Consider the following 15,963-nt stretch of genomic DNA (forward strand, 5'->3'; position numbering starts at 1 on the left):
GCCGGACCAGTGTCCGCCGCGGGATTGCCAGATGCTCGCAGAGTCCCCGCCGACCCCGGAAGCACAGAGGCGATAACAGGTGGATGTACTTCTGGCAATTCTCGGCCAGTTCGGCCTATATGGGCTGCTCACCGTCGGTATCGCGGTGATCTTCGCGGCGACCCGTGTCGTCAATCTGGCCCAGGGCGACCTCGCCATGGCCGGCGCCTACGTCGCCGCCACCGTCACCGCGGCCCCCTTCGGCGTGCGCACCCTGATCGCGCTCGCGGTCGGTGCCCCGCTGCTGCTGCTCATGGAGCGGCTGCTGCTGCGGGGGGCCGTCCTCGACGGCCTGTCGTCGATGCTCGTCACCTGGGGTCTGGGCATGGCCCTGCGCCAGGGCGCCGAGCTGCTGTTCACCGGCACCTCACGGACGGTCGCCGTCCCCGTGGAGGGCACCGTGTCCGTCCTCGGCACCCCGTACCCCGCGTACCGGCTGGTGTGCGCGCTGACGGCGACCGCGGTCGTCTGTCTGGTGCTCGTCCTCGCCCGCCGGACCGGCTGGGGCCTGACCCTGCGTGCGGTCGCCGACAACCCGGACATGGCGGCGGTGCTCGGCACCGATCCGCGCCGGCTGCGGACCGCCGCGTTCACCGTCGGCGGCCTGCTCGCGGTCCTGGCGGGTGTCCTGTACAGCCCGGTCCTCGCCGTCAACCCCAGCATGGGTTTCGGTCTTCTCGTCCCCGTCTTCTTCGGCCTCCTGCTCAGCCGCCCGGGCGCGCTCGGCACCGCCGCCGGCGCTGCCCTGTTCGTCTCCGCGCTGTCGGTGCTGCTGCGCACCTGGCTCTCCGACACCCTCGCCGAAGCCCTGTTCTACGCCGTCGTCGTCGCGATCGCCGCCCTGCGCTCGCGTCCTTGGATCGGAAGGTTCTCCGCATGGTTCCGTCGTACTCCCGCGCCCCTCGGCACGGCCTGATGCGCGCGCCCCGGGCGGCGGCGCTCGCCCTGACCGGCGCCCTCGTCCTCGTTCCCTCGCTCACCGGATGTCAGGGGGCCGCCGTCTCCGACGACGCCCCGGCCGCGAACGGTCCGGTACGGATCGGGGTGATCGTGCCGCTGACCGGCCCGGTCTCCCAGGTCGGCACGGCGCTCCGCGACGGTCTCGAACTGGCCGTCAAGAAGGTGAACGCCGACGGCGGGATCGGCGGCCGGCCCGTCGAGTACGTCGTGGTCGACGACGCGGGCGACCCGGCCAACTCCACCCAGCTCGCCCGCCGGCTGGTCCGGCAGGACAAGGTGACGATGCTGTTCGGCACGATCACCGGCGACACGGCGGAGGCCGTCGGCCGGGTCGCCGACGAGGCCAAGGTGCCCTTCGGCACCGCGATCCTAGGCGACACCGAGCACTGCTTCCCGTACCAGTGGGGCTTCGGCGAGTCGACCCGGCAGATGCTGACCCCGGCGGTGCCCGCGCTGATCGCGAAGTACGGCAAGAAGGTCGCGGTCGTCGGCTCCGACTACAACTACCCGCGCTTCTACGCGGGCATCGCGGAGAAGCTGGTGAAGGACGCGGGCGGCACGACCGTCGCCTCCGAGTTCAGCCCGCTCGGCCAGACCGACTGGCAGCCCGTGATCAAGCGGATCGGCTCGGCCGACCCCGACCTCGTGCTCTCCATGGTCGTCGGCGCGGACGCCGTGACGTTCAGCAAGCAGGCGCAGCAGTTCGGCCTGCTCACCCCGGGCCTCGGCTACGAGGGCGCGCCGCTGGACGCCGACTTCTATCCGGCGCTCGCCCCGCTGGTCGAGGGCCGCACCCACACGGTCCGCTGGAGCGACGGCCTGGAGGACGCCGAGAGCCGCGCGTTCACGGCCTCCTACCGGTCCGCGTACGGCTGGAAGGCGCCGATCCCCGAGGTCGCGGGCAACGCCTACTTCGGTGTCCGCTTCTTCCTGGGCGCCGCGGCGAAGGCCGGCACGACCGACCCGCAGGCCGTCAACAAGGCGATCGGTGAGTTCCGCTACGACAGCCCGCTGGGCAAGGGGACCCGGTTCCACCCGGCGAACCACGTCCTCCAGGCCGACATGCAGGACGTCACCATCGGCGCCGGCGGTGCCTACAAGGTGACGAAGACCCACCCGATGGTCGCCGACGAGACCCCGAAGAAGGGCTGCTCGTGACCACCTCCACCGTGCCTCCCGCGGTGCCTCCCTCCGGCGCGGGGTCCGGTTCCCCGTCCGCCGCTCCCTTCGTCCCGCCCGGGGCGAAGGGAGCGGCGGGGGCCGGGGCCCGGGGCGAGCGGCTGCGGCGGATCCTGCGGGTCGTGCTGCCCGCCGCGACCGTCGCCGGCCTCCTGGCCGCTCCCTTCGGCCTCGACGCCTTCGCCCTCGCCACGCTGACCCTGGGCCTGTGCCACGGGCTCTTCGCGTACGGCCTCGATCTGAGCTGGGGCAGGGCCGGGCTGCTGAGCGTCGGACACGCCGCGTTCTTCGGTCTGGGCGCCTACGCGGTGGCCCTCGCCCAGGAGCACGAGCTGTCCGTGTCGCTGACGGTCCCGGCAGCGGTCCTCGCCGCGGTGGCCATCGCGATACCCGTCGTCCGGGTGGGGCTCGCCGCCCCCGTGCCCGACGCGCCGCTGATCCTGCTCACGATCGGCGTCGGTCTGCTGCTCCAGCGGGCCGCGACCACGCTCACTCCGGTCACCGGCGGCACCAACGGCCTGTCCGTCTCCGGGACCGACGTGGTCACCTCGTACTACTTCACCCTCGGCGCCGTCGCCTGTGTGGTGGGCGTGTGCGCGCTGTTCCTCGTCCGCGGCCGGTTCGGCGCCCGTCTCATCGCGGCGGCCCGCAATCCGGAACGGGCCGCGCAGAGCGGTGTCGACGGGCCCTGGGTCCGCTCGGTCGCCTTCGGTGCGAGCGCCGCCGTCGCCGCCCTTGCGGGTGCGCTGTACGCCCCTGTCGCCGGGCTCGTCTCGCCGACGGTCTTCGGCCTCGGTCTGTCGACGTCGGTGCTGATCTGGCTGGCGCTCGGCGGGCGTGAGTCCACGGTGGGGCCGTTCCTCGGCGCCGTCGCCGTCACCGTGGGCCAGCAGTTCCTGGGCGCCACCTGGCAGGGCTGGTACGTGCTCGCCCTCGCCGCGCTGTTCCTGCTGGTCGTCCGGCTCGCGCCGGGCGGGCTCACGGCGGCCCCGCGCCGCCTGCTCGCCGGCCCCGGCCCGGCTGTCCGTCTGCCGGCGTCGGCCCGGCGCGCGGGCAGGGGACGTACGCGGACGAGCGACGCGGAGGGCCGCGCGGGAGGCGGGGACGCCGAGTCCGCGCCCCCGCACTCCGAGGACGTGGAATCCACGGGTACGGATGCCGGGGTCGACCCGCTCGTCCTCTCCGGCGTCCGCAAGGCCTTCGGTCCCGTGGAGGTGCTCTCCGGGGTGGACCTGACGGTCGCCCCCGGGCAGTGCGTGTGTCTGATCGGGCCGAACGGCGCCGGGAAGAGCACCCTGCTCAGCGTCGTCGCCGGCCAGCTCGCATCGGACTCCGGCACGCTGCGGATCTTCGGCACCGACGCGGCCCGGCTGCCCGTCCACCGGCGGGTGCGGCTCGGAGTCGGCCGGATGTTCCAGATCCCCAGCGTCCTCGCCGAGCTGTCCCCGGCGGACAACCTCGACCTCGCCCGGATGGACGCCCCGGTCACCGCCGAACTGCCCGCCGAGTTCCTCGACCTGGCCGAGGACCGGGTGCGGCCCGCCGGCACCCTGCCGCTCGCCGACCGAAGACGACTGGAGCTCGCCATGGTGCTGGTCGCCGCACCCCGACTGCTGCTGCTCGACGAACCCGCCGCCGGACTCGGCCCGGACGACGCCCGCCGGCTCACCCGGGAACTGCGCGAGGTCAACCGCCGTACCGGCTGCGCGATGCTCGTCGTCGAGCACGACATGGAGATCGTGCGGGAGCTCGCCGACGAGGTCGTGGTCCTCGCCGGCGGCGGGGTCCTCGCCCGCGGCCCGCTCGACACGGTGGCCGCCGACCCGGCGGTCCGCGCCGCCTACCTGGGGGCATGATGAGCCTCGAACTGACCGCGCTGGCCGGCGGGTACGGACAGGCCGCCGTCGTCCACCCGACCGACCTCACCGTACGGGCGGGCGAGGTCACCGCCCTCATCGGCCGCAACGGCGCGGGCAAGACCACACTGCTCCGCACCGTCTTCGGTCTCGCCGACCGGCACGGCGGCACCGTCGTCCTGGACGGCCGGAAGCTGCCCCCGGGCCGACCGGACCTGCTCGCGGCGGCCGGAGGCACCCTGATGCCCGAGGACCGCGGAGTGTTCCCCTCCCTGACGGTCGCCGAGAACCTGCGGCTCGCCCGCCGCCGCGACTTCTCCCCGGCGGTGGACCCGTACGAGGTGTTCCCGCTGCTCACCGACCGGGCCGGACAGCTCTCCGGGAGCCTGTCCGGCGGGCAGAAGCAGCAACTGGGCATCGCACGGGCGATGCTGGCCGGCCGCAGCCTGATCGCGGTGGACGAACTCACCCAGGGCCTCCAGCCGTCCGTGGTCACGGACGTCCTGGACGCGCTCGGCGCGATCGCCGAGGCCGGGGTCGCCGTCCTCCTCGTGGACCAGCACGCGGGCGCGCTCCTCGACCGCAGCCACCACGCGGTGGCGATGGAGGCCGGGCGGGTCGTGCTCGACGCGCCGAACGGCCCCGGCCTGCGCGACCGCCTCGACGAGATCCTCGCGGTCCGCTGAGCCCCCGGGCCCCTCGCCCACCTCCCCTTTCTCTCCCCCCCTGCTCTCCTCCCTCCTCCGCACCCTCCCGCCTGGAGTCACCGTCATGGACCCCTTCTCCTCGGCCACCGATCTCGCGGCGGCCGTCCGTCGCCGCGAGTTGAGCCCCGTCGAGATCGTCGACACCTATCTCACCCGCATCACCCGTCACAACGACGAACTGGCCGCGTTCACCTGGATCGACGAGGAGGCCGTACGCGCCGCCGCCCGCCGTGCCGAACAGGCCGTCATGGACGCGGCCCGCGACGACCTGGCCGTCCTCCCCCCGTTCCACGGAGTCCCGGTCCCCGTCAAGGAACTGACCCAGGTCGAGGGCCAGCCCGCGACCTACGGCTCCTTCGGGGTCGACGACCGTCCCCGCGACCTCACCGAACCCGTGGTGAGCCGGCTCCTCGACGCCGGCTTCCTGCTGATGGGCCGCACCAACGCGCCCGACATGGGGCTCCTCTCGACCACGGACAACAGCCGGTTCGGCTCCACCCGCAACCCCTGGGACCCCGACCGCTCCTCCGGCGGCTCCAGCGGCGGCGCCGCGGCGGCCGTCGCGGCCGGGCTCGCCCCGGTCGCCCACGCCAACGACGGCGGCGGCTCGATCCGCATGCCGTCCTCCTCCTGCGGTGTCGTCGGGCTCAAGCCGGGCCGGGGCAGGGTCCCCCAGCACGTCCCGGGCTGGGAGCACGCCACCGTCGAGGGCGCCATCACCCGGACCGTCCGCGACGCCGCCGCGCTGCTCGACGTCATGTCCGTGCCCGACCGCCTCGCCATGTACCACGCGCCCGCGCCGGAACGGCCGTACGCCGACGAGCCGGGCCGCGACGGCGGCCGGCTCCGGATCGGGCTGCTCACCGAGGCGCCCACCGGCCTGCCCGTCGACCCCGAGTGCGTCGCGGCGGCCGAGCACACCGCCCGGCTGCTCACCTCCCTCGGCCACGAGGTCTTCCCCGCCTCGCCGTCCTTCTTCAGCGAGCGGGCCATCATCGGCTACACGCAGATCGTCCTGGACGCGGCGCTGTGGGCCGCCCCGTACGACCGTCCGGAACTGGCCGAGCCGCACCTGCGGTTCAGGATGGAGCGGGCCGCCGGCCGGCACTCCGGCGAGTACACCCGGGCGGCCACGCTGCTGGCCGAGGAGTCCCGCGCGGTCCGCGCGCAGTGGGGCCGGGACTTCGACCTGCTGCTCACCCCGACCATGGCCTGCCCGCCGCCGCCGGTGGACGCCCTGCTCAAGGAGGCCAACAGCGACCCGGGCGGCCCCCGTACCACCGAGACGCAGATGATCTCGTTCACCGCGATCTGCAACATCACCGGTCTGCCCGCCGTGAGCCTGCCCACCCACACCTCCGCGGACGGGCTGCCGATCGGCAGCCAGCTCGTCGCGGGTCCGTGGGACGAAGCCGCCCTGCTCCGGGTCGCGGCCGAGCTGGAGCTGCTCGACGGCTGGCCGGACCGTCACCCCGCGCGCTTCGCCGGCTGACACCGCCGCGAGCGCCCCTCTCGTCGGCGGTGGCACCCCGCCACCGCCGCTGCGGTTCCCCTCCCTCATGGAATCCCCAGGGAACCGTCCCCCCTTGGAAGGAGCCGTTCATGGCACGAACCGCACCGGCCCGCATGCTGCGCCGGATCGCCGCCGAGCACCTCTCCGCCCCGTCCCCCGCCGTCGGCGCCCCGCCCGCCGGCGGGCTCTCCCGCCGCACCCTGCTCGGCGGGCTCGCCGCGGGCGCGGGACTGGCGGCCGTGACGACGGTCGGGGCCGCCCGGCCGGCCGCCGCCACCACACCTCCCGTGGTCGCCGTCATCGGCGCGGGCATCGCCGGTCTGACGACGGCCCTGCGCCTCGCCGACCACGGCATCGCCTGCACCGTCTACGAGGCCGACAGCCGGGTAGGCGGCCGGATGTTCACCCAGCCGGCCGGGGCCTACTGGGCGGCCGGGCAGGTGTCCGAGTGGGGCGGTGAGCTCATCGACACCGGGCACACCCTCATGCAGCAGCTGGCCCAGCGGTTCGGGCTGCCGCTGGACGACCTGAAGGCCGCCGAGCCGGCCGGATCCACCGAGGTCTACCGCTTCGGCGGCGGCTACTACTCGTACGCCGCCGCGAGCAACGACTTCAAGGGGGTGCGCACGGCGATCCAGCGCGACCTGGCCTCCTTCGAGTGGCCGGTCGCGTGGAACGCCGCGAACAGCCCCGGTGCGGTCGCGCTGTCGAACATGAGCGTCTACGACTGGATCGAGACCCGGGTGCCCGGCGGTCACGGCTCCCGCTTCGGGAAGCTGCTGGACGTCGCGTACACCACGGAGTTCGGTACCGACACCCGCTCCTCCTCGGCGCTGGGCATCATCGGGATGCTCGGCTACCAGCCGGCGCCCAACACCTTCGCGCTGTTCGGGGAGAGCGACACCCGGTACCACCTGCGGGGCGGCAACCAGCAGCTCCCGCAGGCCATCGCCGCCGCCCTGCCGGCCGGCACGGTCCGCCAGGGCTGGCGGCTGAGATCCGTGACGGCCGCGGCGGGCGGCCGGCAGCAGCTGACGTTCACCGCCGACGGCTGTACGCGGACGGTGACCGCCGACCACACGGTGCTGGCGCTCCCCGTCGGCGTCCTCCAGCGGCTCGACCTGTCCGCCGCCGGTTTCGACAGCCGCAAGCTGGGCTCGATCAACGCGATGCGGATGGGCCGGAACGTCAAGATGTCGCTCCAGTTCGACGGCCGTCCGTGGAACACGGCCGGACCGTGGGGCCTGGCCAGCGGCAGCACCATGACCGAGACCGGGTACCAGACCTCGTGGGACTCCAGCCGGGCCCAGTCCGGTTCCCAGGGCATCCTGACGGTGTACGCGGGCGGCTCCCACGCCGACGACTTCACCCCGTCCACGCCGTTCCGTACGGCGGCGGACCCGCTGGTCGCCCAGTACGCGCGGACGGCCCTCGCCCAGCTCGAACCGGTCTTCCCCGGCATCACGGGGCACTGGACGGGACGGGCCACCCTGGCCGCCTGGCCGCTCAACCCGTACGCCTACGGCTCGTACTCGGGCCTGCCCACCGGGTACTCCCATGTGTACGGCGGCTACGAGGGCGTCCGGCAGGGCAACACCCACTTCGCCGGCGAGCACACCTCCGAGTACGCCGCGGGGTACATGGAGGGCGGCGCGGACTCCGGGATGCGCGTGGCGGACGAGGTCCTCACCGACCTGGGCGTCGTGCCGACGAGCTGACGGCCGCCCGATGACGAAGGCCGGGACCCCCTCGGGGGCCCCGGCCTTCATTCGTCCCTGTCTCTCACCGCGTGGCGGCCAACCGTCGCAGCAGCGCGAGGTCCACGTCCAGCAGACTGCGCACGACGGTCCGGCGCGGTGCCGGGGGGACAGGGGTGAGCGAGGGTACGGCGACCACATGGCAGCCCGCGGCCTCGGCGGAGGCGACGCCGGTCGGGGTGTCCTCGACGGCGACGCACGAGCCGGGGTCGGTGCCGAGGGCGGTCAGCGCGGCCCGGTACGGGTCGGGGAACGGCTTGGTGCGCGGGGTCTCGCCCGCGGCCACGGTGACCGTGAACCAGTGCCGCCCGAGCGTGTCGAGGACCGTGTCCACGACCGACCGGGGGGACGCGGACACCAGCGCCACCGGCACGCCCTCGACGCGGGCGGCGGCGAGGAGTTCCACGGCCCCGGGGAGGGGGACGACCTGCAGGCGGACGAGTTCGGCGAAGCGTCGTTCGAGGGACTCGCCGAGCAGGGCCTGCTCCGCGCCGCCCGGGGCGCGGTCGGCGAGGTGCGCGGCGCAGTCCTCGACGGCGCGGCCGAGGACGTACGAGAGGTCCGCTTCCGTCAGGGCGAGCCCGAGGGCGACGGCCTCCTCCTCGACCGTCTGGCGCCAGAGCCGCTCGGTGTCGACGAGCGTGCCGTCCATGTCGAAGAGGACCGCCTGGAGTTCGGTGTGCACGGGGTGTTCCTTCACTCCTCGGTGGCGCCGAGGTCGGGTGTGTCGCGCAGGTGGACATGGCGCGTGGCGGAGGCGTGGAGTTCGAGGACGGTGAGGTCGTTGGCTCCGGGCCTGAGCACGGGAGCGGGGACGTACAGGCTGGTCTGGGGGCCCCGGGACCAGTAGCGGCCCAGGGGGAAGCCGTTGATCCAGGCGAGGCCCTTGGTCCAGCCGTCGAGGTGGAGGAAGGTGTCGGCGGGCTCGTCCACGGTGAACGTGCCCCGGTGGAAGGACGGTCCGACCGGCGGCCTCGCGGGGTCGTGGGGCCGGTGGACGACGGCGTCCGGGTCGTCGAGGGGCAGGGCGCGGCTGTGCCAGACGTCCGGCGCCGTGCCGTTGACCGTGGTCCGTCCGAGCAGGCCCTTGCGGTCGCGGATCGCGGGTCCGTAGTTGACACGGCCCTGGTTCTCGACCAGGACGGACAGACGGGCTCCGGGGCGGGGCACGGTGAAGGCGAGGGCGTGCTCGTGGTTCTCGCGTTCCAGGACGCCTACCGGTTGTCCGTCGACGAAGACCTGGGCGCGGTCGTGGACCCGCTCGGCGTGCAGGAGCACCGGTCCCGCGGTGGGCAGGTCGGTCTCGTGGAGGACGAATCCGAAGGGGTGGCCGAGTTCTTCCAGGGTCAGCGGCCGGTCGGCGGTCCTGGGCGCGCCGAGGGCGTCGGCCTGTTCGAGGAGGCCGGCGGTGTGGGTGAGTTCCACGGGGCCGTACGCGGTCTTGGGGGCGACCGGGGGCGGGAGCTCCTCGGGCACGGGCGCGTGGCGGGCGATGACCTCGCGGAACGCGGCGTACTTGGGGGTGGGGTCACCGGCCTCGTCGAGGAGGGCGTCGTAATCGTAGGAGGTGACGGTGGGGCGGTAGGTGCCCTTGTCGTTGGCTCCGTTGGTGAAGCCGAAGTTGGTGCCGCCGTGGAACATGTAGATGTTGACGGAGGCGCCGGCGGCGAGGAGTTCATCGAGCGCGGCGGCGGCGTCGGCCGGGTCGCGGCGGGCGTGGATGCCGCCCCAGCGGTCGAACCAGCCGATCCAGAACTCCGTGCACATCAGGGGGCCCAGGGGCCGGTGGTCGCGCAGCGCGGCCAGCCCGGCGTCGACGCGGCTGCCGAAGTTGGCGGTGGCGAGGACGCCGTCGAGGCTTCCCCTGGCGAGGTCGGCGGGCTGGTCGCAGGTGAAGAGGGGCACGTCGACGCCGTGGCGGCGCAGCATGGCGGCGAGCTCGGCCAGATAGGCGGTGTCGTCGCCGTGGGCACCGTACTCGTTCTCGACCTGGACGGCGATGATCGGTCCGCCGTTGCTGCCGAGGTGGGGGCGGAGGGGCGGCAGGAGGGCGCCGAGGTACTCGTCGACGGCGCTCAGGTAGCGGGGGTCGTGGCTGCGCGGTACGAGGTCCTCGTCGGCGAGCAGCCAGGAGGGCAGTCCGCCGCCCTCCCATTCCGCGCAGATGTACGGGCCGGGCCTGAGGAGGACATGGAGTCCTTCGGCGGCGGCGGTGTCGAGGAAGCGGGGCAGGTCGAGGCCGCCGTCGAGGTGGAACTCGCCTCTGCGGGGTGCGTGGGCGTTCCACGGGACGTAGGTCTCGACCGTGTTGAGGCCGAGCAGCCGTGCCTTGCGGAGACGGTCGGCCCACTGGTCCGGGTGGACGCGGAAGTAGTGCAGGGCGCCGGAGATGATCCGGAACGGGCGGTCGTCTAGACGGAAGCCGTCGTCGGCGATCTCCAGTCGGGACATAGGGGTGGTGCTCCTAGGGGCGGATCGGTGGGTTCCGTCGGGGGCGTGGGGGGACATGGGGGGAGAGAGGACGTGCCGGTCAGGCCGCCGGGTGGCGGTCTGACCGGCACGACAGGTCAGGCTCTAGGCGAGCGGACGGCACAGCAGCGCGTCGGGGACGCCGCCGTGGTTCCACTTCCAGGTGAACGCGACACCGGCGATGTACTCGCCGTCGCCGCACTGGCCCTTGTAGTAGCCCGGCGCCCAGTCACTGGCGGTCGAGCCGCCGGTGGCGGGCCGGTTGTCGGCGCTGTTGAACCAGAGCGTGCGGCCGTTGGTGGGCAGGGAGGCCGTGGCGGGTGCGCAGAGCAGGGCCGACATGGCGTTGGAGCGCACGCTGTAGCCGACCGCGAAGGTGCGGTCGGGGCACTGGAGCTTGTTGTAGCCGCTCGCCCAGTCGCCTCCGGTGACGTACCGCTCGTCCGTCACGACGGTCCAGGGGCCGGTCGCCTTGGCCGGCTGGCCGGCGTCGGTGCACAGCCCTCGGCTGTCGCTGCGGGCGATGCCGACCAGGCGCTGGGTGTCCGGGCAGTTGCCCTTGCGGTTGCCCGGGGACCAGTCCGGCTTCGCCAGCATGGTGGCGGAGACGTTGTAGTCGGTGTGGTCGAGGTCGAGCATGTTCCAGCGGGAGACCGGGGCGACGGGTCCGGTCCTGCCGGTGGTGACGAGCCGGTTCCAGTCGTCGGCGCGCCAGTCGCCGCCGTCCTGGATGCCCTGGCGGGCGCCGTTGGCGCCGTATCCGATGAGGGCCCAGTTGTCCATCTGGGCGCCGGAGGCGTCGGTCCAGCCGACGAGCGGCCAGATCGCGAAGTCGGTGTCGTTGGCGACGAGGATGTCGGTGAACCGGTGGAACCAGGTCTGTTCCTTGGTGTCGGTCGAACCGCGGCCGGCCGCGCCGAACTCGCTGATCCAGACCGGGGCGGTGAAGTGCTGGCCGTCACGGGTGACGAAGATCGCCTCCGAGTCGACCACCTGGGCGAGCTGCTCGGGGGTGAAGTCCTCGTAGCGGGGGTCGCTGGTGGAGCCGGGGCCGCTGCCCGCGCCGGTGTTGGCGGGGCCGGTGTAGCCGTAGAAGTGGGCGGCGTACACGAGCTTGTCCGACCGGATGAGGGTGTGGGAGAGGTTGGCCACCGGCTTCAGCTGGGGACGGCCGTGCTCCACTCCGTCGAGCGGGATGCCGGACCAGTTGATGCCCTCCATGATGATGAGCATGTCCGGGTCGGCCTGGAGGATCTTGTTCCCGGCCTGCTCGTACGCGGCGTAGAGGTCGTGGTCGTCGTACCAGCCCCAGTTGGGGTTGTCCCAGGTGTCGCGGCGGACCTCGTTGCGCAGGTCGGCGCCGACGACGCGCTTGTTCGCCTTGTAGCGGTTCGTCAGGAACACCCAGTCGTCCACCCACTGCTGGGTGGTCTGGCTGCTGTTCCAGCGCTCGTTGCCGTCGAGTCCGCAGCAGAAGCGGGAGGTGGTGGTGTGGTTGTTGAGGATCACCGCGAAGCCGTCGGCGGTGAGTGCGGCGATGGCCGCGTCGAGCACCTGGAGGGGGGTCTTCCCCTTCAGCTGCGGGTTGGCGGCGACGGCCGCGTCCGGCACGGGGGTGGTGTTGTGGACGAGGGCGTTGGAGAACGGCAGCCGGATGCTGTTGAGGCCGAGGCGGTGGAAGTCGGCCATGATCGTGGCCATCGGGACCCGGTCGAGGCCGAGCGGCATGTCGTGGGCGTTGATGGCGTGGGTGTGGTTGGCGTCGTCGTTGATGTCGCCGCTGCCGTTCCAGGTGCCCTGGGCGCCTTCCCAGTTGCCCGACTTCAGCTTGAAGCGGTTGCCGTCGGCGTCGACGATCCAGCGGCCCCGGGTGCTGAGCGGTGCCGTCCAGGACGCGGCGAGCTGCGGCCCGGTCAGGGGGACGGGGGGTGCCACCGACTCGGCCGCTGCGGCCTGGAGGGGGGAGGCGGCGGCGGGGGTGCCGAGGAGCAGCGCGGACAGTACGGCCAGGGCCGAGGTCGCGCGTCGGAGCAGTGTGCGAGGTGGCACGGTGTCTCCTTGGTTGTGGAGGGGGGATGAGCTGTTCTCGTGGTGCGGTCCGATGGAGCGGCTTGGGGGCGTGGGGGGCCGGCCGCGGGGCCTCGGGCTCGCGCTCCGGCCCCGGACTGCCGGGGGGGTCAGCCCTTGAGGCCGCTGGTGGCGATGCCTTCGACGATGTAGCGCTGGGCGACCAGGAACATGACGACCAGGGGGGTGATGGTGACGACGGCCCCGGCGAACAGCCCCGGGAGGTTGATCGTCTGCGCGGTGAGGAAGGTGGACAGCGCGATCTGCGCGGTCCAGGCGGAGGGGTCCTGGCCGATGACCAGGGGCCACAGGAAGGAGTTCCAGCTGTCGATGAAGGACAGCGCGCCGAGCGAGGCCAGCATCGCTCCGGAGCTGGGCAGGGCGATCCTGCGGTAGAGGCCGAACCAGCCGAGGCCGTCGAGCCGTCCGGCCTCCTCGATCTCGGTCGGGAACTGCAGGTAGAAGTTGCGGAACAGCAGGACCGCGAAGGGGTTGAAGAGGCCGGGCACGATGATGCCCCAGAGCGTGTTGACGCCTCCCATGGAGCCGACGACGACGAACGTCGGCACGAAGGTGACCGAGCCGGGGATCATCAGGGTCGCCACCACCAGGGCGAGCAGGACGCCTCGTCCGGGGACGGGGATCCGGGCGAGGGCGTAGCCGGCGGCGGAGGCCAGGAGGGTGGAGACGGGTGCGGTGATGCCGGCGATCAGCAGCGAGTTGCCGAGCGCCCGGCCCATGGAGACGGCGGGGTCGCCGAACAGCTCGGTGAAGTTCTCGAAGTGCATGGTGGAGGGCCACCACGTCCACTCCGGAGCGGTCAGGCTCCGGGAGTCCATGAGCGAGTTGCGCAGCATCAGGTAGAAGGGCGCGAGGAAGGCCGTCATGAGCAGGCCGATGAGCAGGCCTCGGGTGAGGAGGCGGCCGGCTCGGGACAGTCCGGGCAGGGTGGTCATGCGCGTATCACTCTCCGCTCCTGCCGAATCCGGTGAACCGTCCCTGTACCAGCGTCACTCCGACGATGACGGCGGTGAGCAGGAAGGCTCCGGCGGAGCCGAGGCCGTAGTTCTGGCTGCCCATCGCGGTGTTGTAGAGGTGGACCAGTGGGGTCTGTACGGGGGCGGTACCGGCTCCGGAGAGCCCGATGCTGAACAGGTTGTAGAACTCGTCGAAGGCCTGGAAGGCGGCGATGAAGAGCAGCATCAGCACGGCGACGGAGGTGTTCCGCAGCATCGGCAGGGTGATCCTGGTCAGCAGTCGCAGTCCGGTGGCGCCGTCGAGCGCGGCGGCCTCGTTGACCTCTCGGGGGATGGCCTGGAGGCCGGCGAGGAAGAGCACCATGTAGAAGCCGACCTGGAGCCAGAGGCGCAGGGTGACGAGGACGACCCAGTAGAGCGGCGGCGATGTGGACTGGAGCCAGGCCACGGGCTCCGCTCCGAACCATCCGCCGATCGTGTTGGCGATGCCCGCCGGCAGACCGTTGAACAGCGACATCTTCCACAGCAGGGACGCGGCGACGTACGAGACGGCGGCCGGGATGAGGAAGGTGGTGCGCAGCAGGGCCCGGCCCCGCCGGACCCGGTGCACGAGGAGGGCGAGTCCGAGGGAGGCGGCGAAGGTGACCGGCACGATGAAGGCGGTGAACACCAGGATCTGGATCAGGGAACCCCTGAAGGCCTCGTCGGCGAGGAGCGTCCGGTAGTTCTCCAGTCCGACCCAGCTGCCGAGGGCGATGGTGCCGCGTGCGTCGCTGAGGCTGAGCAGGAAGCTCCAGCCGATCGCGACGTACTTGAAGACGCCGAGTCCGATCAGGGTCGGCGCCGTCAGCACCACGAAGGCGGTCCAGCCGGACCGTCCGACGCGGGGACGCGTCGGACGGGCGCCGCCGGAGCGGGACCGGCCGGAGCGGGTCCGGCCCTCGTGTGATCCGGCGGCGTCGGGTGACCCGCCGGCGTGTGGCGGACCGGAGTCCGCCGCCCTCCCGGGCTTCTGTGTCATGTCGGTCACCGGGTTCACGCGCCGCGCTGCTTGTCTATCTCGCCCTGGGCCTTCTTGACGGCGTCCGCGAGGAGGCCGGCCGGATCACCGTCACCGGCGACGATCTTCGCCGCGGCGGCGTTGAAGGTGCTGCTCACGGCGGTGTCCCAGGTGCCCGGGTAGTGCTTCCCGTACTTCTGGGAGAGCACCACGGACTCCTTGGCCGCGCCGGTGGAGAGCTTCTTCGCGGTGGCCGCGACGGAGACACGCGGCGGGACGTGGAAGCCGTAACTCTCGGCGAAGTCCTTCTGCAGGTCGGACTGCTGGACCCAGAGCCACTGGACGAACTTCTTGGCCGCCGCCATGTTCTTGCCCTTGGCGTTGACGCAGCTGGTCCAGCCGCCGACGCGGACGACGGGGGCCGCGCCGGTCTTGAAGGCGGGCCAGGGCACCACACCGAAGTCGTCGCCGAGCGCCTCGCTGATGGCGGGCATCGCCCAGAGGCCGCACCACTGCATCGGGACGACACCCTGGGTGAAGGCGGAGGGGTCACCCCAGTCCGTGGTGAAGCCGAGCAGCAGCGACTTGTCGTCGTGCAGGCGCTTCAGGCCGGTCAGCGCTTCGAGGGCCTGGGCCGAGCCGAACGCGACCTTGCCGTCGGGGGTCACGAGGTCGCCGCCGTTGGAGAAGACGGCGAGGGTCCCGGTGTCGCCGAGGCCGTCGTTGCCGACGAACAGGCCCTTGCTCTTCTTGGTGCTCAGGGCCTTCGCCGCGGCGACGAGTTCGTCGAAGGTGGTGGGCGGCTTGATCCCGGCCTTCGACAGGACGCTCTTGCGGTAGTAGAGCATCATGACGTCGTCGATCATCTTGACGCCGTAGAGCTTGCCGTTGACGCCGACCGATTCGACGGCGTTCTTGTTGAAGTCGCTCTTGGCGCTGCCGTACACGTCGTCGATCGCGGCGATCTGGCCCCGGCGGGCGAGGTTCTCGTTGAAGTCGCCGATCTCGAAGACGTCGGGGGCGGCCTCGGTGAGCAGGGTCGCGTTGAGCTTGCTCGAGTAGTCGCCGGGGACCCAGGTCACCTTGACGGCGATGTCGGGGTTGGCCTTGGTGAAGGCGGTGGCGTAGCGGAGCACGGCCTGCTGGGTGCCCGCCTCGCCGTAGGCGTGGTACCAGACGTTGAGGGTGGTCTTCGCCCCGGAGGCGGAGCCGCCGGTGGGGTCGGTGCTGCAGGCGGTGCTCAGGACGCTTCCGGCGGCGACGAGCAGAGATCCCGTGAGGAATCCTCGTCGGCTAAGCTCGGTTCTGCGTGCGCTCATGTCCCGTCCTTCTGTGAGGGTGTGTGCTGGGCGGATGTGCTACCTGGCCGGCGCCTTCGTCAGTGCTTGCCGGCAGAGGAGGGCGACGGCCAGGGAGTCGTACGTGACGGCTGTGGGGAT

General features: G+C 72.4%; 12 protein-coding genes. 6 read left to right on the top strand and 6 right to left on the bottom strand.

Features of this window, described 5'->3' with window-relative positions; all coding sequences use genetic code 11:
* The first annotated feature begins 79 nt into the window (after positions 1-79).
* From V4Y03_RS33355 to V4Y03_RS33380, 6 genes are all read left to right on the top strand, one after another.
* Positions 80-955: a branched-chain amino acid ABC transporter permease gene (locus V4Y03_RS33355; RefSeq protein WP_332437684.1), complete on the top strand. Its 876-nt coding sequence runs from the start codon at positions 80-82 to the stop codon at positions 953-955.
* Positions 916-2,157 (top strand): ABC transporter substrate-binding protein, encoded by a 1,242-nt coding sequence (locus V4Y03_RS33360; RefSeq protein ID WP_332437685.1) that lies wholly within the window; start codon positions 916-918, stop codon positions 2,155-2,157. The genes V4Y03_RS33355 and V4Y03_RS33360 overlap by 40 nt, the downstream gene beginning before the upstream one ends.
* On the top strand, positions 2,154-4,034 hold the full coding sequence (locus tag V4Y03_RS33365) for a branched-chain amino acid ABC transporter ATP-binding protein/permease (protein WP_332437686.1): 1,881 nt from the start codon (positions 2,154-2,156) through the stop codon (positions 4,032-4,034). Before V4Y03_RS33360 ends, V4Y03_RS33365 begins: the two co-directional genes overlap by 4 nt.
* Positions 4,031-4,720, top strand: coding sequence for an ABC transporter ATP-binding protein (locus V4Y03_RS33370; RefSeq protein WP_332437687.1), 690 nt, complete (start codon positions 4,031-4,033; stop codon positions 4,718-4,720). The genes V4Y03_RS33365 and V4Y03_RS33370 overlap by 4 nt, the downstream gene beginning before the upstream one ends.
* Positions 4,721-4,805: 85 nt before the next feature.
* A complete protein-coding gene (locus V4Y03_RS33375) occupies positions 4,806-6,233 on the top strand; it encodes an amidase (protein WP_332437688.1) in 1,428 nt (475 codons plus the stop codon).
* A gap of 110 nt (positions 6,234-6,343) precedes the next feature.
* Complete coding sequence (locus V4Y03_RS33380) at positions 6,344-7,972, top strand: flavin monoamine oxidase family protein (protein WP_332437689.1); 1,629 nt, start codon at positions 6,344-6,346, stop codon at positions 7,970-7,972.
* Between the two features lie 64 nt (positions 7,973-8,036).
* Here the strand turns inward: V4Y03_RS33380 and V4Y03_RS33385 are convergent, their stop codons facing one another.
* From V4Y03_RS33385 to V4Y03_RS33410, 6 genes are all read right to left on the bottom strand, one after another.
* Positions 8,037-8,696 (bottom strand): HAD family hydrolase, encoded by a 660-nt coding sequence (locus V4Y03_RS33385; RefSeq protein ID WP_317875766.1) that lies wholly within the window; start codon positions 8,694-8,696, stop codon positions 8,037-8,039.
* Positions 8,697-8,707: 11 nt separating this feature from the next.
* Complete coding sequence (locus V4Y03_RS33390; RefSeq protein WP_332437690.1) at positions 8,708-10,462, bottom strand: glycoside hydrolase family 35 protein; 1,755 nt, start codon at positions 10,460-10,462, stop codon at positions 8,708-8,710.
* A gap of 123 nt (positions 10,463-10,585) precedes the next feature.
* Positions 10,586-12,529 (bottom strand): glycoside hydrolase family 5 protein, encoded by a 1,944-nt coding sequence (locus V4Y03_RS33395; RefSeq protein WP_317875768.1) that lies wholly within the window; start codon positions 12,527-12,529, stop codon positions 10,586-10,588.
* 128 nt (positions 12,530-12,657) lie between these two features.
* Positions 12,658-13,503, bottom strand: a complete 846-nt coding sequence (locus tag V4Y03_RS33400; protein ID WP_317875769.1) for a carbohydrate ABC transporter permease — start codon at positions 13,501-13,503, stop codon at positions 12,658-12,660.
* A gap of 7 nt (positions 13,504-13,510) precedes the next feature.
* Positions 13,511-14,545 (bottom strand): carbohydrate ABC transporter permease, encoded by a 1,035-nt coding sequence (locus tag V4Y03_RS33405; RefSeq protein ID WP_332437692.1) that lies wholly within the window; start codon positions 14,543-14,545, stop codon positions 13,511-13,513.
* A gap of 14 nt (positions 14,546-14,559) precedes the next feature.
* On the bottom strand, positions 14,560-15,843 hold the full coding sequence (locus tag V4Y03_RS33410) for an ABC transporter substrate-binding protein (protein ID WP_317875771.1): 1,284 nt from the start codon (positions 15,841-15,843) through the stop codon (positions 14,560-14,562).
* Between the last annotated feature and the right edge of the window lie 120 nt (positions 15,844-15,963).

Source organism: Streptomyces sp. P9-A4 (assembly GCF_036634195.1).
Classification (GTDB): Bacteria; Actinomycetota; Actinomycetes; order Streptomycetales; family Streptomycetaceae; genus Streptomyces.

Bases quoted from the DNA above. Each gene is read 5' to 3' on its own strand.
- V4Y03_RS33375 (WP_332437688.1), top strand. From the start codon at position 4,806: ATGGACCCCTTCTCCTCGGCCACCGATCTCGCGGCGGCCGTCCGTCGC.
- V4Y03_RS33400 (WP_317875769.1), bottom strand. From the start codon at position 13,503: ATGACCACCCTGCCCGGACTGTCCCGAGCCGGCCGCCTCCTCACCCGA.
- V4Y03_RS33370 (WP_332437687.1), top strand. From the start codon at position 4,031: ATGATGAGCCTCGAACTGACCGCGCTGGCCGGCGGGTACGGACAGGCC.
- V4Y03_RS33380 (WP_332437689.1), top strand. From the start codon at position 6,344: ATGGCACGAACCGCACCGGCCCGCATGCTGCGCCGGATCGCCGCCGAG.
- V4Y03_RS33410 (WP_317875771.1), bottom strand. From the start codon at position 15,843: ATGAGCGCACGCAGAACCGAGCTTAGCCGACGAGGATTCCTCACGGGA.
- V4Y03_RS33405 (WP_332437692.1), bottom strand. From the start codon at position 14,545: ATGACACAGAAGCCCGGGAGGGCGGCGGACTCCGGTCCGCCACACGCC.
- V4Y03_RS33390 (WP_332437690.1), bottom strand. From the start codon at position 10,462: ATGTCCCGACTGGAGATCGCCGACGACGGCTTCCGTCTAGACGACCGC.
- V4Y03_RS33360 (WP_332437685.1), top strand. From the start codon at position 916: ATGGTTCCGTCGTACTCCCGCGCCCCTCGGCACGGCCTGATGCGCGCG.